Origin of the sequence: Actinomyces sp. oral taxon 170 str. F0386 (assembly GCF_000195595.1) — a bacterium.
GTDB lineage: Bacteria > Actinomycetota > Actinomycetes > Actinomycetales > Actinomycetaceae > Actinomyces.
This window is the reverse complement of sequence record NZ_GL882544.1, coordinates 443373-464142: the sequence shown is the minus strand read 5'-3', so window position 1 is coordinate 464142 and position 20770 is coordinate 443373. Positions and strand designations below refer to the sequence as shown.

The window sequence follows — 20770 nt, the reverse complement described above, 5'->3', positions numbered from 1 at the left end:
AGGCTACCCGCGTAGCCTGACGCGCATGAGTGCCCCGCCCAGCTCCACCAGCAGTCCCTCGATCCGGGCGCTGCTCGGCTCGCGGACGGGCCACCTGGCACTGGCCGTGCTCGTCGTCGAGCTGCTGGCGGGCATGCAGGTCTACCTCAACCAGACGGTCCTGCCGCTGCTGGCCACCGAGATGGACGCCCGCAACACCTACGGTCTGGTGACCGCCGCGGCCCAGGTCCCCTCCTTCCTCACGATGCCGCTAGGTGGGGCCATGCTCACCCGATGGCGGCCCGACCGCCTCATGACCGCGCTCACCGCCCTGCTCGTGGCTGGCGCCGCTACCGGGGCCCTCGCCCCGAGTATCGAGGTCTACGTCCTTGGGGAGATCCTGCGGGGTCTGGCCGCCGGGGCCCTGGAAACGGCGACCATGGGGGTGATGGTTGCCGGCCTGCCCGACGCCTGGAGACGACTGTGCCTGGCGGCAGGCTCGGGCATGTGGGTCGTGGCGGCCCTGGCCGGTCCCGTCTACGCCTCCGGCATCAGCGCCTCCTGGGGCTGGCGCTGGGCCCTCGTGGCCTATCTGCCCGTGCTCATCGCTGCCCGGGCCGTCATGGCCACTCAGATCCGCGACCTCAGCATGGATGAGGAGACGGGGCACGACGAGGCGGTGCCATGGCTGCCCGCCCTGGCCATGGCCGCGGGCGTGGCGCTCATCGGGGCGCTGCGCGCCTCCAGCCCCTGGTTCTGGCCCGGCGCACTGGCCGGCGCCGCTCTGGTGCTCTGGTCCTGCTCTCAGGTGCTTCCGGCAGGCAGCCTACGCCTGGCGCTCGGCCGGCGCGCCGGCATCGCCACCCTCATGTGGGTGTGCGCCCTGTTCCTGACAGTGGACTACCTGGTGGCCCCCGGCTCCCACGACGTTCTGGGTATGAGCCCGACGCAGACCGGCTGGGCACTGACCGCCGGGGGCATCGGCTGGTCGGTCGTCGCGATCGCCTGTGGTGCCAGACCGGCGAGCGAACCGGATGCCTACCGATGTCGTACGGCAGCAGCGGCAGTCTTCTTCACTCTCGGAATCGTCGTCATGATCGTCGCGGTGACCGGCTACCTGGGCTGGTGGGCTCTGCCGCTGGGCTATGGCGTGGCAAGCATCGGCATGGGCCTGACCCACCTGGACACCATGAACCGCATCGTCACCGATCCCGCCGAGCCCGATGGCATCACCCACGCCCAGGCCGCCACCGCCGTCACCATAGCCGGAGCCACGGGCAGCGCTGTCCTGGGGACGGTTGCCACGGCCTTCGTCGCCCCCACCGGGGCCGGTGTCGAGGCGGGGCGGCTGTGGCCGACCCTCGCCGTCCTCGCGGCAGGCCTGATCCTCACTCCGCTGCTGGCCCGACGCGCCGCCTGAGCAGCGGGTGGCCTCCCAGACCCGTGGGCAGTAGCATCACCCCCATGTGGATCCTTCGTATGCGCTGAACCGGCGGCCGACGCCCCGGACGAACCATCACCCCCCGGCGAGGGGCGCAGGTATACGACGAAGGACTTCTTGTGACCCATCACCACCCAGCCACTTCCACCACACCCGAGGCCGCCGCTGACGTTCATGACGTCGTCGCCCGCGTTCTGTCCCGCACCGGAACCGCCCTGGCCTCCACCGCCGCCCAGCACGAGCATGCGGACGGTGTTGACGACGGCTCCCTCGAGCGTGAGGCCCGTGCCGCCCGCCGTCGCGTGGCCGGCCTGTCCACCGAGCTGGAGGACGTCAGTGAGGTCGAGTACCGGCAGGTCCGCCTGGAGAAGGTGGTCCTGGTGGGTCTCGAGCTGCCCCGGCACGCCTCCTCACCCGGTGCGCCAACCGGTAACGCGCCGGGGGCCCGCGACTCCCAGGACGCCGGCACCTCCCTGCGCGAGCTGGCCGCCCTGGCCCAGACCGCCGGCAGCCAGGTCCTCGACGCCGTCATCCAGAAGCGTGACCATCCCGATCCGGCCACCTACCTGGGCAGCGGCAAGGCCCGCGAGCTGGCTGACGTGGTGGCCGCCGCCGGAGCCGACACGGTCATCGTCGACGGCGAGCTCGCCCCCTCCCAACGCCGTGCCCTGGAGGACGTCGTCGGCGTCAAGGTCGTCGACCGCACCGCCCTCATCCTGGACATCTTCGCCCAGCACGCCAAGTCCCGCGAGGGCAAGGCCCAGGTCGAGCTCGCCCAGCTCGAGTACCTCCTGCCGCGCCTGCGTGGATGGGGAGAGTCCATGTCCCGGCAGGCCGGAGGCCGCGTGGCCGCCGGCCAGGGCATCGGTTCACGCGGCCCCGGCGAGACCAAGATCGAGCTCGACCGGCGTCGCATCCGCCAGCGCATGGCCCGCCTGCGCCGCGAGATCCAGGCCATGGCGCCCTCGCGCGAGACCAAGCGCGGCTCACGCCGACGCGGGGCCATCCCCTCGGTGGCGATCGCCGGCTACACCAACGCCGGCAAGTCCTCCCTCATGAACCGCCTCACCGAGGCCGGAATCATGGTCGAGGACGCCCTGTTCGCCACCCTCGACCCCACCGTGCGGCGGGCCGAGACCTCCGAGGGACGCACCTACACCCTCACCGACACCGTCGGCTTCGTGCGCAACCTGCCCCATGAGCTGATCGAGGCCTTCCGCTCCACGCTGGAGGAGGTGGCCGGGGCCGACCTCGTGCTCCACGTCGTCGACGCCGCCCACCCCGACCCGCTCAGCCAGGTGGCGGCCGTGCGCACCGTCCTGTCCGAGATCCCCGACGCCCTGGACGTGCCCGAGCTCATCGTCCTCAACAAGACCGATCTCGCCGACGCCGTCACCCTGGCGGCACTGCGCACCCGCCTACCCGGCTCTGTGGCGGTCTCGGCCCGCACGGGGGAGGGGATCGAGGAGCTGCGCACCCGCATCGAGCGGATGCTGCCCCACCCGCAGGTGAGTATCGACGTCGTCGTGCCCTACTCTCGTGGCGACCTCGTCTCCCGGGTTCACGCCGAGGGCGAGATCGACACGGTCGACTACGTCGAGACCGGTACGCGCGTGGTCGCGCGCGTCGGCTCCGCTCTGGCGGCCGAGATCGAGGATGCCGCCGGCGCCTCAGTCGGCTGAGCCCACCGTGACCCGAACCGAACCGGACCAGCCGAGCCGGCCTGCCGCTGACGGATCCGGTGACCAGCAGGCCCTGGACGTCCTGAACACCGCGATCTCCGCCATGGGCGGCAGTCCCCGCCAGGGCCAGGTCACCATGGTGCGTGAGGTCGTCCGGTCCGTGGCCGACGGCGCCCACCTCCTGGTGCAGGCCGGCACCGGAACGGGAAAGTCCCTGGGCTACCTGGTGCCCGCCATGGTCCACGCCGTGCAGACAGGAGACCGGGTGGTGGTCTCCACCGCCACCCTGGCCCTCCAACGGCAGGTCCTCACCAAGGACGCGCCTGTAGCGGCCGACGCCGTCGAGCAGGTCACCGGCACCCGCCCCGAGGTGGCCCTGCTCAAAGGCTGGCAGAACTATCTGTGCCGCCACCGCCTGGACGGTGGCTACCCGCAGGACGAGGACGAGTCAGCGCTCTTCGGTGTCGGCGACGCCATCGCCCAGCCGGCCGCCGGACACGGAGCCGATGCGAGCCTGGGGGAGCAGGTGGTGCGCCTGCGCGAGTGGGCGGCCAGAACGGACACCGGTGACCGGGACGACCTCGTTCCCGGTGTCTCCCAGCGCGCCTGGGCGCAGGTCTCCGTCTCCCGCGCCGAGTGCCTGGGACAGTCCTGCCCCCTGAAGGCCGAGTGCTTCCCCGAGCTGGCCCGCGCCAACGCCTCCCGGGCAGACCTCGTGGTCACCAACCACGCCATGCTCGGCGTCGTTGTGGCCGGCAACCCCGGGGTCCTGCCCGACCACCAGGTCCTCATCGTCGACGAGGCCCATGAGCTCGCCGACCGTGTCCGCTCTCAGGGCACCATCGCCCTGTCGGCGGCCGCCGTGGCGCGCACCGCCGCCACCGCCCGCAAGCACGCCTCCGTTCTGGTCAGCGAGCTGGAGTCGGCGGGGCAGAGCCTCCAGCTGGCCCTGGCCGAGCTGCCCGACGGCCGGCTGGAGGCGCCTCTGCCCGCCGCCCTGCACGATGCGCTCGTGGTCCTGGGCGGTGCCGCCCGCCAGGTCGCCTCCGACGTGCGCGACCGGGCACGTGCCCTGGGCCGAGACCGCTCCGGTGAGGCCGCCGGGGGCTTCGCGATCGCGCGCACCGCCGTGGGTGACCTGGTCGACGCGCTGGACCGCATGACCTCGGAATCGGTGGCCCAGAAGCGCGACGTCGCCTGGATCGAGCGTCCCCGCATGGGCGCCGAGCCCCCGCGGCTCCTCCTGGCCCCCATCGAGGTGGCCGGCTCGGTGGCGGGCCACCTGCTGAACGGCCGCACCAGCGTCATGACGTCGGCGACCCTCGCCCTGGGGGAGAGCTTCGACCCCATGGCCCGGGCCCTGGGGCTGTCGCTGGCCGAGCAGCCGTGGAGAGGCATCGACGTCGGATCGCCCTTCGACTACCCCCGTCAGGGCATCCTCTACGTGGCCGCCCACCTGCCCCGCCCCGGCGCCGGCATCTCCGAGGCCGCCCTGGACGAGATGATCGCACTGGTCGAGGCCTCCGGCGGTGGCATGCTGGGGCTGTTCTCCTCCAAGCGCGCCGCCCAGGAGGCCGCCGAGGTGCTGCGCGGAGCCACCGACCTGTCCGTCTACGCCCAGGGGGACGACCAGCTGCCCACCCTGGTGCAGGCCTTCGCAGACGATGAGGCGGCCTGCCTGGTGGGCACCCTGTCGCTGTGGCAGGGCGTGGACGTTCCCGGACGCACCTGCCGGCTCGTCGTCATCGACCGCATCCCCTTCCCCCGCCCCGACGACCCGGTCGCCCAAGCCCGCACCGACGCCGTCGTGGCCGCCGGAGGCAACGGCTTCATGAGCGTGGCCGCCACCCACGCCGCCCTGCTCCTGGCTCAGGGAGCGGGGCGGCTCATCCGCCGCAGCCAGGATCGCGGCGTCGTCGCCGTCCTGGACTCCCGCCTGCGCACCGCCCGCTACGGGGGCTTCCTCACCCGGTCCATGCCCGCCCTGTGGCCGACGACGAAGCCCGACGTGGTCCGCGCCGCTCTGCAGCGCCTGTCCGTCCGCCCCGAGGTCCCAAAGAGGTAGCGAACCTTCCGGGTGGGCCCTTCGGTATGTGCCCCTCAGTAGGATCTGCACGTAGGCTTGGCGTGAGCGGGTGCTCGCGCCCTGCGGTCCTGCCCAGCAGATCCCACTGAGGAGAAGAACGTGTCAGACCACATCACCACTACCGCTGAAGGCTCCTACCCCACCAACCGTTCCGGCCGTCCCTCCAAGGTCGCCGTCATCGGCGCCGGGGCCGTCGGCTCCACCCTCGCCTACGCCTGCGTGACCAAGGGCGTGGCCCGTGAGGTCGTTCTGCAGGACATCGTCAAGGAGAAGGTCGAGGCGGAGGCCCTCGACATCGCCCAGGGAATCCAGTTCACCTCCGCCGGATCCGTCTCAGGCTCCGACGACCCCGAGATCTGCCGCGACGCGGACGTCATCGCTATCACCGCTGGCGCCAAGCAGAAGCCGGGCCAGTCCCGCCTCGAGCTCGCCGGTGCCACCGTCGGCATCATGGAGAAGATCCTCCCCAGGCTCGTGGAGGTCGCCCCCAACGCCATCTTCGTCCTCGTGGCCAACCCGGTGGACGTGGTCACCTACTGCGCCAAGAAGATCACCGGCCTGCCCGAGAACCAGGTCTTCGGCTCCGGCACGGTGCTGGACACGGCCCGGATGCGCTACCTCATCTCCCTGGAGACCGGCACGGCCGTCCAGAACATCCACGGGTACATCTCCGGTGAGCACGGTGACTCCGAGGTGCCTCTGTGGTCCTCCACCGAGATCGGCGGCGTGCCGATCACCCAGTGGGGCACCACCCTCGACGGCGGTGTGTTCGACGAGTCCAAGCGCGAGCGCATCGCCCACGACGTCGTCCGCTCCGCCTACCGCATCATCGAGGGCAAGGGCGCGACCAACTACGCCGTCGGTCTGGCCGTCCAGCGCATCATCGGCGCCGTCCTCAACGACGAGCAGCGGGTACTCACCATCTCCCCGCTGCTGGACAACTGGCACGGCATCTCCGACGTCTGCATGGCCGTCCCCACGATTGTGGGCCGCGAGGGCGCCGGGCGTCGCCTCGAGCTGCCCCTGACCGCCGATGAGAAGGAGCGCCTGACCGCCTCCGCCGACCACCTTCGCGAGGTCGCCCGCGGTCTGGGCTACTGAGCCTCCGGCATCACCGACCTGAGCCGTTGAAGGCCCGCCCCGGTCACCGGGGCGGGCCTTCAGTCGTACGGATATGAGCCGGGTTTGGTCGTCAGTGCGCCCACCGGCAGCCCCTACAGGGACCGCAGCACCGTGACCACCTTGCCCATGATCGTGGCGCGGTCACCGTCGATCGGGGCGTAGCTGGAGTTACGGGGGAGCAGCCACTGGTGACCGTCACGGCGCGAGAGCACCTTGACCGTCGCCGAGGCTCCGTCGACGTCCTCGACCATCGCCGCCACGATCTCGCCGTTGGCCGCGTCCGGCTGTGAGCGCACCACCACCCAGTCTCCGTCGCAGATGGCGGCCTCGATCATCGAGTCCCCGTGCACCTCCAGCATGAAGAGCTCGCCCTGGCCGGTGAGGCGACGGGGCAGCGCCATGACGTCGGTGATGTCCTGCTCCGCCAGAATCGGGGCCCCGGCGGCGATCCGCCCCACCAGCGGCACGGCGACCGCGTCCCCGTCCTCAATCCCCAGGACCCGGGGAGCCTCGAGTGAGACGGCGGACGAGACGTCCACGGGTACGTCTCCACGGGGGCCGGCGTCGTGATGGGCGCCGATCACCTCCATCGCCCGGGGGCGGTTGGGGTTCCGGCGTACCAGGCCCAGGTGCTCGAGCTTGTCCAGCTGGTGCTTGACGGAGGAGGGGCTGGTCAGGCCCACCTGCTTACCGATCTCCCGCAGCGAGGGAGGGTATCCGTGGGCGGCGATGGCCTCGCAGACTGCCTCGTAGACCGCCCGGGCCCGCTTGTCGAGACCGCTGACGGCCTCAGTGAGTGCGCCGGTGTCCATGCGGGTGACTGCCTCGCCTGCGTCCGTACCTGCGGGTGAGGCCGATGCTGGTGCGTTGCCCCGGTCAGCCGTGGTGCTCATGGTCCTGGCCCTCCCTGCTGGACAGCCCTCAGGCCCGCAGGCGTTAAGGGCGCGACATAGATGTCGGTGGTCCGTGATCTTCTTGGATGCAACAAGCCTAACGGCGAGACGACCACGATTCAAACACATGTTCGAAGAAATGCTGGACGTGTCGCCCGTCAGGCGCTAGTGTGTCGAACAAGCGTTTGTCGAACATGTGTTCAGGAGGAAGATATGAGCGCCATCGCAGTCCTGCCCCCGCCCCGTCCGGCGTCTCGGGTCCGGGGGCGTGGGTGCACTACCGGACAGGTTTCGGAAGCCTCCGACAGGCAGCCGGCCGTGCGGAGCTCCTCGCGGCCTCGACTGCGGCTGGTCACGGATGACTTCGTCCCGGAGGTCTCGGAGCGCTGCGGCGACGACGCCTCCGTTCGACACCTCTCGGTGGCGTCCGACTCGATCCCGACGCCATCGTCGATGCGTCGTCCCTCCAGGCCTGCGGCGCTGCGTGACCGCCGCTCAGAGCTGGAGGCGCTGGCTCCCCAGCACCCTGCGGTGCGCGCCGCCAGGCTGCGGGCGGGCTCTCAGGACGACAGCGGTTCGCAGCGGGTGCGGAGCGATGTCGGTGCTGCATCTCAGGGTCGGCCGGGCCGACCTGGGCGGACGGTGCGCTCTCGGGTGGACCTGCGTCTTCTCCGCGATGATTCCCTCGTCGTCATCGCTGCGATTGTGCTCGCCTGCTGCGGACTCATGCTCGGCGGGCTGGTGGGCCTGACCTCCTCGACCTCAGCCGCAGTGGCCGGTCAGGCACCGGTCAGCACGGTCACCACCGTCGTTCGTCCTGGTCAGTCCCTGTGGGAGATCGCCGCGGCGAGCGGCACCTCGGACGTTGCGGGGACGGTGGCTCGGATCGTCGAGCTCAACGACCTTCAGGACACCACCGTCCGTGCCGGACAGACCCTTGAGGTCCCCTCTGCCTGAGCGCCCGTGTGCTGGTCGCACTGTGGGGCAGGCTTGCGGGGCGGCCCGCCGGGCGTTTAGTCTCCGATGGACTGACAGGTAGTCCAGTGAGATCGGAGGTCGGAGGCGTGCACTGCCCCTTCTGCCGTCATGACGGCTCTCGGGTCGTCGACTCCCGGACCGCGGAGGACGGCACCTCGATCCGCCGCCGACGTGAGTGTCAGCAGTGCGGACGCCGTTTCACCACTCTGGAGACCACCAGCCTGTCGGTCTGTAAGCGCTCCGGCGTCGTGGAGCCCTTCAGTCGCGACAAGGTCATGGTCGGAGTCAGGCGGGCCTGTCAGGGGCGCCCTGTCTCCGACGATCAGCTCGCGCTCCTGGCGCACAAGGTCGAGGAGGCCATCCGTGCAGGAGGTCAGGCCCTCGTCGACTCTCACGATGTCGGTCTGGCGATCCTCGGCCCTCTACGCGATCTGGATCAGATCGCCTACCTGCGCTTCGCCTCGGTCTACTCCTCCTTCGACTCCCTGGAGGACTTCGAGACCGCCATCGCCGAGCTGCGCCGCGCCGAGGTCGGCTCCTAGCCTCAGCGACGCACGGATCATGGACGGCCCCTGAAGAGCACGCGCGAGGAAGGCGGCGTGGCAGACTTGAGGTCATGCGCGTTCTCATCGTCTCCGACTGCTATGCGCCCAGGCTGGGCGGCATCGAGACCCAGGTGCAGGACCTCGCCCACAACCTGAGGCTGGCCGGCCACGAGCCCGCCGTCGTCACCGCGACACCGGTTGGTGATGATCGCGGCCGCAGCGTCGAGCGGGACGATGGCTTCCCGGTCTACCGCACCACCGCGAACCTGCCCGGTGAGCTGCCCGTGCACCCACGAGCCGGGCGTGAGCTGGGTGAGCTCATGTCCCGCCTGCGTCCCGATGTCGTTCACGCCCACGTCGGCATCGTCTCCCCCTTCGCGTGGTCCGGTATCGCTGCGGCCCGGCGGGTGGGACTCCCGCTGGCCGTCACCTTCCACTGCGTCCTGGGGCCCTGGGCGTCGGCGGCCGGGGTGCTGGGGCCTGTTGGCCCCGTGCGGCTGTGGCAGCGCGGCGGTGCCGATCTGACGGCCGTGTCCTCCATGCTGGCCGCCGATGTCCGGCGCGCCGGGGCTTATGATCCGGTGACCGTCCTGCCCAACGGCATCACCGTCGATGACTGGCGGCTGGAGCGCCCCGGACCTCAGGTGATCGGGGCGCACCGGCCGGTCACGGTGGTGGCTTCCCTGCGCTGGATCGAGCGCAAACGTCCTCTGCAGGTCGTGCGTGCCTTCGCCCAGGCGGTCAGAAGCACTCCTGGAACCGATGCCCTCCTCAGGATCTACGGGGACGGCCCGCTGCGCGACAGGCTCGCCCAGGAGGTCACCGACTCCGGCCTGGCTGACCGCATCACCCTGGTGGGGCGCGTTGAGCGCAGTGAGCTCGCCCGGGCCTTCACCCGTGCCGACATCTACCTGCAGACTTCGCCCGCCGACTCCTTCGGCATCTCCACCCTCGAGGCCCGCACCGCGGGACTGGCGGTCGTGGCGCTGCGCTCCAGCGGAGTCAGTGACTTCGTGACCGATGGCGTTGACGGTCTCCTCGCCGACGACGAGACCGGCCTGGCCCGTGAGCTCGCCGCTCTTCTGGGGGATGACGATCTGCTCGGGCGCATCAAGGCCCACAACTACGAGATCACCCCCCTGCCTGTATGGGGGTCCGTGGTCCAGATGAACGTCGAGGCCTACCATCGCGCCATCGACCTGCGAGGCGCTCGCTAGTCTTGGGCCGGGCCGGGGAGGTCGGAGGGCTCAGGGGCGCGCGTCAGGCGACGCCGGTGTCGCTGAGCACCTCAGACAGGCGGCGCGCCGCCGCCATGACCACGTGGCCGTGGACCCGGCCGGGCTGACGTCCCATGCGCTCGATGGGGCCGGATATGGAGATCGCGGCGACGACCTTGCCTCCCGGCCCGCGCACCGGTGCCGAGACCGAGGCGACCCCCGGCTCACGCTCCCCGACCGACTGGGCCCAACCCCGACGTCGGACCGCGGAGAGCATAGTGGCGGTGAAGCGGGCGCCCACCAGGCCGCGATGGAGGCGGTCGGGCTCCTCCCAGGCGAGGAGCACCTGGGCGGCCGAACCGCCCTGCATGGACATGGTGGCGCCCACAGGGATGGAGTCGCGCAGACCGATGGGGCGCTCGGCGTTGGCCACGCAGATGCGCACATCACCCTGACGACGATAGAGCTGCGCGGACTCATGGGTCTTGTCCCGCAGGGCCGTCAGCACGGGGCCTGCGGCGGACAGGAGGTGGTCCTCGCCCGCGGCGCTGGCCAGCTCAGTGAGTCGGGGGCCCAGGATGAAGCGTCCCTGGGAGTCGCGGGTGACCAGACGGTGGAACTCCAAGGCGACCGCGATGCGGTGCGCCGTGGGGCGGGCCAGGTGAGTGGCGGACACGAGCTGGGCAAGGGTCGCCGGGCCTGATTCCAGTGCGCTCATCACCAGGGCCGCCTTGTCGATCACGCCGACGCCGCTGCTGTCGTTCTCTAGGGAGCTGTCCATAATCTGATACTGTCATTTCAAGGTGTGAGATTTCAAGTTAAGGTCGTGCCCGGAAGCGGCACAGTGTCAGCATCCTGAGGTCCAGGTGAGAACCTGCGACGGAGGTGCGGTACGGCCGCTGACAGCCGTTTCTGAGAGGATGTAAGTCGATGGGAATGACTCTCGCCGAGAAGGTCTGGCGTGATCATGTGGTGTCCAAGGGTAGCGACGGTGCCCCTGACCTGCTCTACATCGACCTTCACCTGGTCCACGAGGTCACCAGCCCCCAGGCCTTCGAGGGGCTGCGTCTTGCCGGACGCAAGGTCCGCCGCACCGACCTGACCATCGCCACCGAGGACCACAACACCCCCACCCTGGACATCGATCTGCCGATCGCCGACGTCACCAGTCGCGCCCAGATCGAGACCCTGCGCGCTAACTGCGCCGAGTTCGGGGTGCGCCTGCACTCGCTGGGGGACGCCGACCAGGGGATCGTCCACGCCGTCGGCCCGCAGCTGGGGCTGACCCAGCCCGGCATGACCGTGGTGTGCGGAGACTCCCACACCTCTACCCACGGCGCCTTCGGAGCACTCGCCTTCGGTATCGGCACGTCCCAGGTCGAGCACGTCCTGGCCACCCAGACCCTGCCCATCGCCCCTTTCAAGACGATGAGCGTCACCATCGACGGCGACCTGCCCTCAGGCAGCGGGGCCAAGGACATCATCCTGGCCATCATCGCCAAGATCGGGACCAATGGCGCCCAGGGCCACGTCATCGAGTACCGCGGCCGCGCCATCGAGCAGCTCTCGATGGAGGCCCGCATGACGATCTGCAACATGAGCATCGAGGGCGGGGCCCGGGCAGGCATGATCGCCCCCGACCAGACCACCTTCGACTACCTCAAGGACCGCCCCCACGCACCCGTCGGCGACGACTGGGACGCGGCCGTGGAGTACTGGTCCAGCCTGCGCACCGACCCCGATGCCGTCTTCGACACCGAGGTCGTCCTCGAGGCCAAGGACATCGAGCCCTTCGTCACCTGGGGAACCAACCCCGGGCAGGGGCTTCCGCTGTCGGCCACGGTCCCCGACCCCGAGGACATCGCCGACGCCACCGAGCGCCTCGCCGCCGAACGCGCCCTGGAGTACATGGATCTCGTTCCGGGAACGCCTCTGCGTGAGATCAAGGTCGATACCGTCTTCATCGGCTCGTGCACCAACGGCCGGATCGAGGACCTGCGGGCTGCCGCCGAGGTGGTGCGCGGACGCAAGAAGGCCGAAGGGCTGCGCATGCTCGTGGTACCGGCCTCCGCCCGGGTGCGTCTGCAGGCCGAGGCCGAGGGGCTGGACCGGGTCTTCAAGAGCTTCGGTGCCGAGTGGCGCAACGCCGGCTGCTCCATGTGCCTGGCCATGAACCCGGACAAGCTCTCCTCCGGGGAGCGCGCTGCCTCCACCTCCAACCGCAACTTCGAGGGGCGTCAGGGCAAAGGGGGACGCACTCACCTCGTCTCGCCCGTCGTCGCCGCGGCCACCGCCGTGCGCGGGGCCCTGTCCGCCCCGGGGGACCTGCCCCCGCGGTCAGCAGGATGGGAGGAGGCCGACGCCGCCGGCGGGCCGGTTTCGAGCGCCTCCGGCATTCCTGTGGTGACAGCGGTTCCGCCGGCGCCGTCGTCAGCGTCGGTCACGCTCCCTGTGACTGCGCTGTAGCGCCCGGCCCCGCGAAAGAGATGAAGAGACGTAAGGCAAGGAGCTGAAAGAGGCTGTGGACAAGTTCATCCGGCACACCGGAATCGGCGCCCCGCTGCGGCGCAGCGCCGTCGACACCGACCAGATCATTCCGGCGGTGTACCTCAAGCGCATCACGCGCACGGGCTTCGACGACGCCCTGTTCGCCTCCTGGCGGGCCGGTGAGCCCGACTTCATCCTCAACCAGGAGGCCTACAAGCGGGCCTCGGTGCTCGTGGCGGGCCCCGACTTCGGTACGGGATCCTCGCGCGAGCACGCCGTGTGGGCCCTCAAGGACTACGGGTTCAAGGTCGTCCTGGCTCCCCGCTTCGCCGACATCTTCCGCGGCAACGCCGGAAAGCAGGGGCTGGTGGCCGGAGTGGTGTCGCAGGAGGACTGCGAGCAGCTGTGGAAGATCCTCGAGACCGAGCCCGGCACCGAGGTGACCGTGGACCTGGAGAACCGCACGGTCGAGGTCGGGGCCTTCCGCTGCACCTTCGCCATCGACGACTACGTGCGTTGGATCCTGATGGAGGGGCTCGATGACATCTCCCTGACCCTGACCCAGGAGGACGCCATCCGTGCCTACGAGGAGGCTCGCCCGGCCTTCAAGCCGCGTACCCAGCCGGCCAAGCACCTCCCTGCTCAGGAGGTCGTCTCGGCCAGGACCGCGGACATGCCTCAGCCCTGACAGCGGCCGGATCAGACGAGTCGTCGTGGCTCCCCGACGCCGATTTCATCGGAATTGTCACGGCGATGTCAGTTATTGATCAGGACTTTCTGTGAGTCGAAGGCCACCCGATGCGGACGTGAAAACGGTCCTGGGAGTCCCGTCGGTGCGCTTATGCTGGGACGGCCTCGCGCGCCCGCGCGAGGATTGGGTACCCGGCTCACGCGCACGGCGCACCCAGATGACGTCATGGAGGTGCGCATGGTCGACGGTCTGCTCCAGGTCGAGGGCGGTCGCCCGCTGACTGGTGAGATCACCGTCCGCGGAGCCAAGAACCTGGTTCCCAAGGCGATGGTGGCGGCCCTGCTGGGGTCATCCCCCTCGGTGCTGCGCAACGTCCCACTCATCCGTGATGTCGACGTGGTCTCGGGACTGCTGAGTCTGCACGGCGTGAGCATCGACTACGACCAGCGCGAGGGCGTCCTTCAGCTCGACCCCTCCAAGGTCGAGTCCGCGCACATGGCCGATATCGACGCGCACGCCGGCTCCTCGCGCATCCCGATCCTCTTCTGCGGCCCGCTCCTGCACCGCCTGGGGGAGGCCTTCATCCCCGACCTGGGCGGCTGCCGTATCGGTGACCGCCCCATCGACTTCCACCTGGAGATCCTGCGGCAGTTCGGCGCCACTGTCGACAAGCAGGCCCAGGGTATTCGGCTGACGGCACCGGGTGGCCTCAACGGCACCGTCATCGAGCTGCCCTACCCCTCAGTCGGTGCCACCGAGCAGACCCTGCTCACCGCCGTACGCGCTCACGGACTGACCGAGCTGCGCAACGCCGCCGTCGAGCCCGAGATCATGGACCTCGTCGACGTCCTGCAGAAGATGGGCGCCATCATCTCGGTGGACACCGACCGCACCATCCATGTCGAGGGCGTCGACGAGCTGTGCGGCTACACCCACTCGGCTCTGCCGGACCGCATCGAGGCCGCCTCCTGGGCCTCGGCCGCCCTGGCCACCCGCGGCAACGTGTTCGTGCGCGGAGCCCACCAGAGCCACATGACCACCTTCCTCAACACCTTCCGCAAGGTGGGGGGCGCCTTCGACGTCACCGACGAGGGCGTCCGCTTCTACCACCCCGGCGGGGACCTGCGCTCCATCGTGGTGGAGACCAACGTCCACCCCGGCTTCATGACCGACTGGCAGCAGCCCCTCGTCGTCGCGCTCACCCAGGCTCAGGGCCTGTCCATCGTCCACGAGACCGTCTACGAGAACCGCTTCGGATTCACCGGCGCACTTCGCAAGATGGGGGCCACCATCCAGGTCTACCGCGAGTGCCTGGGCGGGACCGAGTGCCGTTTCGGGCAGCGCAACTTCTACCACTCCGCGGTCATCTCCGGGCCCACGCGGCTGACCGGTGCCGACATCGTCGTACCCGACCTGCGGGGCGGCTTCTCTCACCTCATCGCGGCCCTGACCGCCGAGGGCACCAGCCGGGTCGAGGGCGTCAACCTCATCGACCGAGGCTACGAGCACTTCATGTCCAAGCTCGAGTCCCTCAACGCCGCCGTCACCCGCCTGGCCTGACTGAGGCTACCGCCAGCCGTGCATCAGTGAGGCCGGCGGCTGGGTCGCACGCGCGGGGCCGGGTACGGCTCGGAGAACCTCGCTCGGCTCGCTGAGCGGTTAGAGTTCACCTGTGCCTGCAACACGCCCCATGACTCCGTTCTACCGCTTCGCCGCGCGCGGGGCGATCATCCCGTTCCTCAAGGTGGTCTCCCGGCAGAAGGTGACCGGTCTGGAGAACATCCCCCGTCAGGGCGGCTTCATCGCCGTGGCCAACCACCTGACTGACCTCGACTCGCTCACAGCCATGCGCGCCCTGGTCGACACCGACGTGCCGGTCTACTCCCTGGCCAAGTCCACGCTGTTCAAGGTGCCGCTGCTCGGCTCGATCCTGCGGGCCGGCGGCCAGATCCCGGTCCAGCGGGGCACCCAGAACGCGGCTACGGCCCTCAAGGCCGCCAGTGATGTCCTGGCCGACGGCGGCGCCATCATGATCTTCCCCGAGGGCACCCTCTCCCGTGACCCCCTTAAGTGGCCGATGGTCGCCAAGACCGGCGCGGCCAGGTTGGCCATGACCAGTGGAGCGCCTGTTCTGCCCATGGGGCAGTGGGGAGCCCATGAGATCCTGGACACCTACGGGCGCTCCTTCCGTCCTTTCCCGCGAAAGGACGTGCGTGTCACCATCGGTGAGCTCATGGACCTGTCCCGTTTCGGGACGGACACCCAGGACCGTGAGGCCGTGCGTGCCTGCACCGCTGAGATCATGCGGGCCATCACCGCCCTGGTCGAGGAGCTCCGGGGTGAGAAGGCCCCCCGCCCCTTCGACCTGCACTACGACGGCGACCCTGGCAAGGGCAGGATCGGCGTGCGTCGTCCTGACCCGCTGCCCGAGCCGCACCCCGACGAGCCCGGCGACACCGAGAAGGCCTGCGAGAGTACTGGGGAGAGCCAGAAGGAGGCCGGGCAGTGAGCGGTTCCGGTGCAGCGGCAGTGCGGCGGGCGACCGTCATCGGCTCGGGAGCCTGGGGCACCACCTTCGCCGGCCTCCTGGCCCAGACCGGTACTCCCACGGTGATCTGGGCACGGCGCCAGGAGATCGCCGATGAGATCAACGCCGGCACCAACGGGCGCTACGTTCCCGGCCACCGCCTGCCGGCGGGCGTCACGGCCACCACCGACCTGGCCGACGCTGTCGATGAGGCGTGCGCCGTCGTCGTGGCCGTGCCCTCCCAGGAGGCCCGAAAGGTGCTGGAGCCCGTCCGGGGCGCCCTGGCCGACGACGCCGTGGCCGTCTCCCTCATGAAGGGGATCGAGCTGGGCACCGGGCTGCGGATGAGTGAGGTCCTCGCCCAGGTACTGGGCATCGACCGCTCCCGTGTCGTCGTCGTCTCCGGGCCCAACCTCGCCGACGAGATCGCCGGCGGGCAACCCACCGCGACCGTGGTGGCCGCCGACGACGAGCAGGTCGCGGCCCGGATCGCCGCCCTGTGCGCTACCGGGACCTTCCGCCCCTACACGAACACCGATGTCCTGGGCGTCGAGCTGTGCGGAGCGGTCAAGAACGTCATCGCCCTGGCCGTTGGCGCCGCAGCGGGACGGGGCCTGGGGGACAACTCCAAGGCCACGATCATCACCCGGGGCCTGGTGGAGATCACCCGCCTGGGCCTGGAGCTCGGCGCCCGGCCCGAGACCTTCGCCGGGCTGGCCGGCATGGGGGACCTGGTGGCCACCTGCTCCTCGCCCCTGAGCCGCAACCAGACCTTCGGGCGTCACCTCGGTGAGGGGATGAGCGTGGCCGAGGCCGCCGCAGCCTCCCGGGGTGTGGCCGAGGGCGCCAAGTCGGCTCGTGCCGTCCTTGATCTGGCTCGGGCCCACGGTGTGGACATGCCGATCACCGCCGGGGTCGTCGCCGTTGTCGAGGGCGCCGCCAGCGTCGCCCAGGTGACGGACGCTCTTCTGGCCCGCCCCCGTAAGGCCGAGGGCGTGCACGCGGAGCCGTCTCAGGCCTAGCCCGTTCAGCGGTCCTCTGGAGCCCACTGGTCCGAGACATCTGTGGGAACGCGGTCGGTTCCTGTGCTCAGTCGAGGGCGATGTCGACGACCAGACGCGTGGGGTTGGAGAGGCTGAAGACCCGGTAGGTCTGGGAGTCGGTGCCCAGTACCACCTGGAACTCTCCCTCGAACCCGGGGTCGATGTAGGCCGAGTCGATGCTCCGGTCGTCGTTGGCGGAGTTGTCGAGCTCGATCTGGCGGTGACCGCTCACCCTCTGCCCGTCCGGAGGGACAGCGGCCACACCGCTGCCCCGGATCACCATCGTGCGCTCCCCCTCAACCTCGATCGGGTCGCCCTTGCCCATGGTGGAGACCGGGACGTCCCACTGCGGCTGGCTCCAGCCGGGCGTCCCCTGGCCGTCGAACTCCACCACGAATCGGCTGTAGCCCTCATCCGGGTGGTTTCCGACCCTGACGTCGGCGACCGTGAGGGTACTGCCCTCTCCTGCCTGCTGCCCCTGGGATCCTGCGCCCCAGTCCGGGGCGTCCGAGCTGTTCTGGCGTGGGTGAGTGGGTGGCGCCGTGGCCTCCGCAGCAGTTCCCGGTGCCCCTGTGCCGGTAGCGGCGGAGGGCGACGACGTACTCAGCGAGCAGGCGCCCAGTGCCAGGGTCGTGCTGAGCAGCAGGGTGAGTGGCGTGACGGAGCGGTGGTGCATCATTGCCTCACTTCGCGGGGCGTCCGAAGCGCCCGCTTTATTCCGGTGTCTCTGTGCGTTAACAGCATACGAGGTCCTGCGCGGTAGCGTTGGGACCTATGACAGATCTTCAGGAAACCGGCCCCTCCGTTCCCCGTCCTGACAAGTCCAAGGTGCGTGTCGCCGTCGTCTTCGGTGGCCGTAGCGGTGAGCACACGATCTCCTGCGCCACCGCCGCCGGAGTCCTGTCGGCCATTGACCGAGACCGCTATGAGGTCCTCCCTGTGGGCATCACGCCCGAGGGCCGGTGGGTGCTCGTCGAGGACGACCCGGCCGCTCTCGAGCTGAGCGACAGCCGGCCGCCGGTACAGATCACCACTGACGGACTGGGGCAGGGGGCGCTCTCCGCCCCGCTGGGAGGCGGCGAGCTCACCGTGCTCGGGCCCACGGGCCCCCGGGTCCTCGGCCAGATCGACGTCGTCCTCCCGCTTCTGCACGGACCCTACGGCGAGGACGGAACCATCCAGGGCATGCTGGAGATGATGGGTGTTTCCTACGTCGGCTGCGGGGTGCTGGCCAGCGCCGCGGGCATGGACAAGCAGGTCACCAAGGTGCTTCTGGGAGCAGCCGGTATCGCCACGGCGCCGCACGTCGTCGTCGGCCCCCACGCCTGGAAGCGCGATCCCGAGGTGATCCTGGACGCCTGCCGGTCCCTGAGCTACCCTCTGTTCGTCAAGCCCGCCCGCGCTGGATCCTCCTTGGGCATCAGCAAGGTCGAGCGCCCCGAGGACCTTCCCGGTGCCATCGAGGCCGCTCGCGCGATCGACCCCAAGGTCCTCGTGGAGAGCGGCATCGTGGGACGTGAGGTCGAGGTCGCCGTCCTTGAGGGGCGCGGCGACGACGCCCCCCGGGTGGCCGAACCCGGCGAGATCGCCATGGACGCCTCCCATGGCGCCGGTGAGTTCTACGACTTCGAGACCAAGTACCTTGCCCACGACGCCGTCGCCATGGTCTGCCCGGCGCGCATCGGCCCCGAGGAGCGCGCGCTCATCATGGACACCGCCGCCCGGGCCTTCGAGGCCGTGGGCTGCGAGGGCCTGGCCCGTGTCGACTTCTTCCTCACCGAGGCCGGCGAGGCAGTCGTCAACGAGATCAACACGATGCCCGGCTTCACCCCTTTCTCCATGTACCCCTACATGTGGCAGGTCTCCGGTCTGGGCTACACCGACCTGGTCTCAGAGCTCATCGAGCTGGCCCTTGTCCGCTCCACCGATGTCAACCGCTGAGCCGTCTCCTCCCGGTGGTGAGGCCGTGGGTGAGCAGATGCGGGTCGGTGACCTCAGTGAGGAGGAGCTCCTCGCGATCATCACCCCCTTCCTGCCGAGTGCCGCACAGACCCCGGTCGGCACCGGGGACGACTGCGCGGTGGTGTCCTTCACCGACGCCCGCACGGTGGTGAGCACCGACGTCTTGGTCGAGGGGCACCACTTCCGCACCGAGTGGTCCACGGGACGCGACGTCGGCGAAAGGGCTGCGGCCCAGAACCTCGCCGACGCCGCCGCCATGGGGGCCCGGCCGGTCGCCCTCGTCGTCGGTCTCGTCATGCCGCCGACCACGCCGGTGACATGGGTGCGGGACTTCGCTCAGGGACTGGCTCAGGGTTGTGAGCCCTGCGGGGCGGGTGTCGTCGGCGGCGATCTCAGTGGTGGGGAGTCGCTGGTCGTGTCGGTGACGGTCCTGGGAGACCTCGAGGGCCGGGCGCCGGTCCTGCGAAGCGGTGCCCGCCCCGGCGACCTCGTCGTCCATGCCGGCGCCCTGGGGCGCAGTGCGGCAGGGCTGGCACTGCTCAGCGCCGGGTCGCAGATCGTGGCGGCAGCTGAGCAGGATGGGGACCCGACTCAGGCTCGGGCCTGCCTCGCCGCCTTCCGCGCGCCCACTCCGGCGCTGGCAGCCGGCCCGGCCCTGGCCGATGCCGGAGCCACCTCCATGATGGACGTCTCGGACGGGCTGCTGCGCGACGCCGGACGGATCGCCCAGGCCAGCGGCGTCGTCATCGACCTGGATGACCCGGGCGATCTGCCCGACATGTCCTTCCTCGAACCGGTCGCCGCGCTCGTGGCGGGCGGCGAAGGGGCGACAGCGCGTGCTCTGGCCCGCACATGGCTGCTCACCGGGGGAGAGGACCATGGGATGCTCGCCACCGTCCCGGCGGCCCCCTCAACCCCTCTACCGGCGGACGTCAGCGTGATCGGCCGCGTCCTGGACCCGCAGGCCCCATCGGCACGCGCGCTGGGCCACCGACCAGGTGTCCTCCTGGGGGGAGAACCTGTCCAGGAGCGCACCGGCTGGGACCACTTCGCCAGGGTCTGAACGTCCTCTCCTGAGAGAGCGCCGAGGCGCGACAGGAGCACGACAAAGGCCGCCGGCTGCTGGTGGTGGTAGCGGCGGCCTCGTGCTCGAAGGACTCGAGGTGATGCGCTCAGATGTTGCGCGTCACCTTGCCGGCCTTGAGGCAGGACGTACACACGTTGAGGCGCTTGGGGGCGCCGTTGACGAGAGCACGCACACGCTGGATGTTGGGGTTCCACCGGCGGTTGGTCCGCACGTGGGAGTGCGAGACGCTCTTGCCGAAGATGGGGCCCTTGCCGCAAACGTCGCACACAGCAGCCACGGTCTCACTCCTGATCTTCAATGCTTCAACGCTCAGGCCGATGATGCCTGGCGCCAGGTCTTACCGCCCAGACGCAGAGCGCTGGGCAACCCGAACACAATAGCGGACCCTCTCGTCGCCTCCCAAGCCGCCAGGGCGTGGGTTCGGGCACACGTCGCGGTGGTCGAAGCCCAGAAGTCGTGCGCTCGACCAACGACAAAACGTGCTGGATCTCACCATATGATGAACGTTTGCCCTAAGCGAGGGAGGTGGTAGGCAGTTTGACCAGCGTGTCAGTGGTTCGGTTGTCCAATTGGCCCTCTTGGGGCAGAACGGGCCGTCGCTGGCGGCCCTCGCTCCGGTGGGAGGAATGTGCCCGGGCAGGTACTCTAAAACTACATATCAACCCAGAGGCTCGGCCCAGCCATGAACCAGGCTCGCTGAACGCCGGCACATATGCAGATCATGCAGTGGAACAGAAGGTGTTCGCAGCGTGAGACACATGGTGTGGTGGTCGCAGCCAGGACCCAGGGGAGGCGAAGATGGCGCAGTCGCAAGGACACCGCCCCGCTACCCCTGTCTCAGGCGCCTACGTGCTGCAGGGATCCACAGTGCGGCGGTGGATCGCGCTGGCGGAGATCGTCGCTGATCAGACCCGTGATCTCGTGGACGTTCTCAATGTCTTCCCCGTGCCGGACGCGGACACGGGAACCAATGTTCTGCTCACCCTGCGCTCGGCCTCCGACGCCCTTCACCGGCTGGGGCGGGCCGCCG

Annotated in this window: 18 protein-coding genes and 1 pseudogene; 15 read left to right on the top strand and 4 right to left on the bottom strand. The window is 69.9% G+C overall.

Annotation, left to right across the window (positions count from 1 at the left end):
* Positions 1 to 25 precede the first annotated feature (25 nt).
* The 4 genes from HMPREF9056_RS10055 (at position 26) to HMPREF9056_RS10040 (ending at position 6289) form a co-directional block, all read left to right on the top strand.
* Positions 26 to 1399: an MFS transporter gene (locus HMPREF9056_RS10055; protein WP_009746918.1), complete on the top strand. Its 1374-nt coding sequence runs from the start codon at positions 26 to 28 to the stop codon at positions 1397 to 1399.
* 140 nt (positions 1400 to 1539) lie between these two features.
* On the top strand, positions 1540 to 3102 hold the full coding sequence (gene hflX / locus HMPREF9056_RS10050; protein WP_009746917.1) for a GTPase HflX: 1563 nt from the start codon (positions 1540 to 1542) through the stop codon (positions 3100 to 3102).
* A 7-nt stretch (positions 3103 to 3109) separates the two neighbouring features.
* Positions 3110 to 5167, top strand: coding sequence for an ATP-dependent DNA helicase (locus tag HMPREF9056_RS10045; RefSeq protein WP_050793052.1), 2058 nt, complete (start codon positions 3110 to 3112; stop codon positions 5165 to 5167).
* A 120-nt stretch (positions 5168 to 5287) separates the two neighbouring features.
* Positions 5288 to 6289 carry an L-lactate dehydrogenase gene (locus tag HMPREF9056_RS10040; protein WP_009746915.1) on the top strand — a complete coding sequence of 334 codons (1002 nt, stop codon included), beginning with the start codon at positions 5288 to 5290 and terminating at the stop codon, positions 6287 to 6289.
* 113 nt (positions 6290 to 6402) lie between these two features.
* Here HMPREF9056_RS10040 and lexA read toward each other — a convergent pair whose 3' ends face one another.
* Positions 6403 to 7203 carry a transcriptional repressor LexA gene (gene lexA, locus HMPREF9056_RS10035; RefSeq protein WP_034514376.1) on the bottom strand — a complete coding sequence of 267 codons (801 nt, stop codon included), beginning with the start codon at positions 7201 to 7203 and terminating at the stop codon, positions 6403 to 6405.
* 318 nt (positions 7204 to 7521) lie between these two features.
* On the opposite strand from lexA, the gene HMPREF9056_RS13775 reads away from it, so the two are divergent.
* The 3 genes from HMPREF9056_RS13775 (at position 7522) to HMPREF9056_RS10020 (ending at position 9943) form a co-directional block, all read left to right on the top strand.
* Positions 7522 to 8160, top strand: coding sequence for a LysM peptidoglycan-binding domain-containing protein (locus HMPREF9056_RS13775; RefSeq protein ID WP_253270001.1), 639 nt, complete (start codon positions 7522 to 7524; stop codon positions 8158 to 8160).
* Between the two features lie 107 nt (positions 8161 to 8267).
* Positions 8268 to 8723: a transcriptional regulator NrdR gene (nrdR, locus tag HMPREF9056_RS10025; RefSeq protein WP_009746912.1), complete on the top strand. Its 456-nt coding sequence runs from the start codon at positions 8268 to 8270 to the stop codon at positions 8721 to 8723.
* 74 nt (positions 8724 to 8797) lie between these two features.
* Positions 8798 to 9943, top strand: coding sequence for a glycosyltransferase family 4 protein (locus tag HMPREF9056_RS10020; RefSeq protein ID WP_009746911.1), 1146 nt, complete (start codon positions 8798 to 8800; stop codon positions 9941 to 9943).
* A 43-nt stretch (positions 9944 to 9986) separates the two neighbouring features.
* On the opposite strand, the gene HMPREF9056_RS10015 is transcribed toward HMPREF9056_RS10020, so the two are convergent.
* Entirely contained in the window at positions 9987 to 10724 is a 738-nt protein-coding gene (locus tag HMPREF9056_RS10015) for an IclR family transcriptional regulator (protein WP_009746910.1), read from the bottom strand.
* A 149-nt stretch (positions 10725 to 10873) separates the two neighbouring features.
* On the opposite strand from HMPREF9056_RS10015, the gene leuC reads away from it, so the two are divergent.
* The 5 genes from leuC (at position 10874) to HMPREF9056_RS09990 (ending at position 16670) form a co-directional block, all read left to right on the top strand.
* A complete protein-coding gene (leuC, locus tag HMPREF9056_RS10010; protein WP_009746909.1) occupies positions 10874 to 12409 on the top strand; it encodes a 3-isopropylmalate dehydratase large subunit in 1536 nt (511 codons plus the stop codon).
* A 55-nt stretch (positions 12410 to 12464) separates the two neighbouring features.
* The gene (gene leuD, locus HMPREF9056_RS10005) at positions 12465 to 13118 is read left to right on the top strand and encodes a 3-isopropylmalate dehydratase small subunit (RefSeq protein WP_009746908.1); all 654 of its coding nucleotides are present in this window, start codon (positions 12465 to 12467) and stop codon (positions 13116 to 13118) included.
* Between the two features lie 240 nt (positions 13119 to 13358).
* The gene (gene murA / locus HMPREF9056_RS10000) at positions 13359 to 14681 is read left to right on the top strand and encodes a UDP-N-acetylglucosamine 1-carboxyvinyltransferase (protein WP_034514425.1); all 1323 of its coding nucleotides are present in this window, start codon (positions 13359 to 13361) and stop codon (positions 14679 to 14681) included.
* A 130-nt stretch (positions 14682 to 14811) separates the two neighbouring features.
* Positions 14812 to 15630: a 1-acyl-sn-glycerol-3-phosphate acyltransferase gene (locus HMPREF9056_RS09995; protein WP_009746906.1), complete on the top strand. Its 819-nt coding sequence runs from the start codon at positions 14812 to 14814 to the stop codon at positions 15628 to 15630.
* Complete coding sequence (locus tag HMPREF9056_RS09990; protein WP_034514375.1) at positions 15627 to 16670, top strand: NAD(P)H-dependent glycerol-3-phosphate dehydrogenase; 1044 nt, start codon at positions 15627 to 15629, stop codon at positions 16668 to 16670. The genes HMPREF9056_RS09995 and HMPREF9056_RS09990 overlap by 4 nt, the downstream gene beginning before the upstream one ends.
* Before the next feature lie 67 nt (positions 16671 to 16737).
* On the opposite strand, the gene HMPREF9056_RS09985 is transcribed toward HMPREF9056_RS09990, so the two are convergent.
* Positions 16738 to 17370: an AMIN domain-containing protein gene (locus HMPREF9056_RS09985; protein WP_009746904.1), complete on the bottom strand. Its 633-nt coding sequence runs from the start codon at positions 17368 to 17370 to the stop codon at positions 16738 to 16740.
* Between the two features lie 95 nt (positions 17371 to 17465).
* On the opposite strand from HMPREF9056_RS09985, the gene HMPREF9056_RS09980 reads away from it, so the two are divergent.
* Both HMPREF9056_RS09980 and HMPREF9056_RS09975 read left to right on the top strand, forming a co-directional pair.
* Positions 17466 to 18632, top strand: a complete 1167-nt coding sequence (locus HMPREF9056_RS09980; protein WP_009746903.1) for a D-alanine--D-alanine ligase family protein — start codon at positions 17466 to 17468, stop codon at positions 18630 to 18632.
* Positions 18619 to 19716 (top strand): thiamine-phosphate kinase, encoded by a 1098-nt coding sequence (locus HMPREF9056_RS09975; protein WP_034514374.1) that lies wholly within the window; start codon positions 18619 to 18621, stop codon positions 19714 to 19716. Before HMPREF9056_RS09980 ends, HMPREF9056_RS09975 begins: the two co-directional genes overlap by 14 nt.
* Before the next feature lie 109 nt (positions 19717 to 19825).
* Here HMPREF9056_RS09975 and rpmB read toward each other — a convergent pair whose 3' ends face one another.
* Complete coding sequence (gene rpmB / locus HMPREF9056_RS09970) at positions 19826 to 20017, bottom strand: 50S ribosomal protein L28 (RefSeq protein ID WP_003785965.1); 192 nt, start codon at positions 20015 to 20017, stop codon at positions 19826 to 19828.
* Positions 20018 to 20538: 521 nt separating this feature from the next.
* Between rpmB and HMPREF9056_RS14730 the strand changes: the two are divergent.
* Positions 20539 to 20770 (top strand): annotated as a pseudogene (locus HMPREF9056_RS14730) (glycerol kinase); the annotation flags it as partial.

Coding starts and splice junctions, on each gene's coding strand:
- HMPREF9056_RS10055 (WP_009746918.1), top strand. CDS start 26: ATGAGTGCCCCGCCCAGCTCCACCAGCAGTCCCTCGATCCGGGCGCTG.
- lexA (WP_034514376.1), bottom strand. CDS start 7,203: ATGAGCACCACGGCTGACCGGGGCAACGCACCAGCATCGGCCTCACCC.
- HMPREF9056_RS10020 (WP_009746911.1), top strand. CDS start 8,798: ATGCGCGTTCTCATCGTCTCCGACTGCTATGCGCCCAGGCTGGGCGGC.
- HMPREF9056_RS10015 (WP_009746910.1), bottom strand. CDS start 10,724: ATGGACAGCTCCCTAGAGAACGACAGCAGCGGCGTCGGCGTGATCGAC.
- leuC (WP_009746909.1), top strand. CDS start 10,874: ATGGGAATGACTCTCGCCGAGAAGGTCTGGCGTGATCATGTGGTGTCC.
- murA (WP_034514425.1), top strand. CDS start 13,359: ATGGTCGACGGTCTGCTCCAGGTCGAGGGCGGTCGCCCGCTGACTGGT.
- HMPREF9056_RS09995 (WP_009746906.1), top strand. CDS start 14,812: ATGACTCCGTTCTACCGCTTCGCCGCGCGCGGGGCGATCATCCCGTTC.
- HMPREF9056_RS09985 (WP_009746904.1), bottom strand. CDS start 17,370: ATGATGCACCACCGCTCCGTCACGCCACTCACCCTGCTGCTCAGCACG.
- HMPREF9056_RS09980 (WP_009746903.1), top strand. CDS start 17,466: ATGACAGATCTTCAGGAAACCGGCCCCTCCGTTCCCCGTCCTGACAAG.
- HMPREF9056_RS09975 (WP_034514374.1), top strand. CDS start 18,619: ATGTCAACCGCTGAGCCGTCTCCTCCCGGTGGTGAGGCCGTGGGTGAG.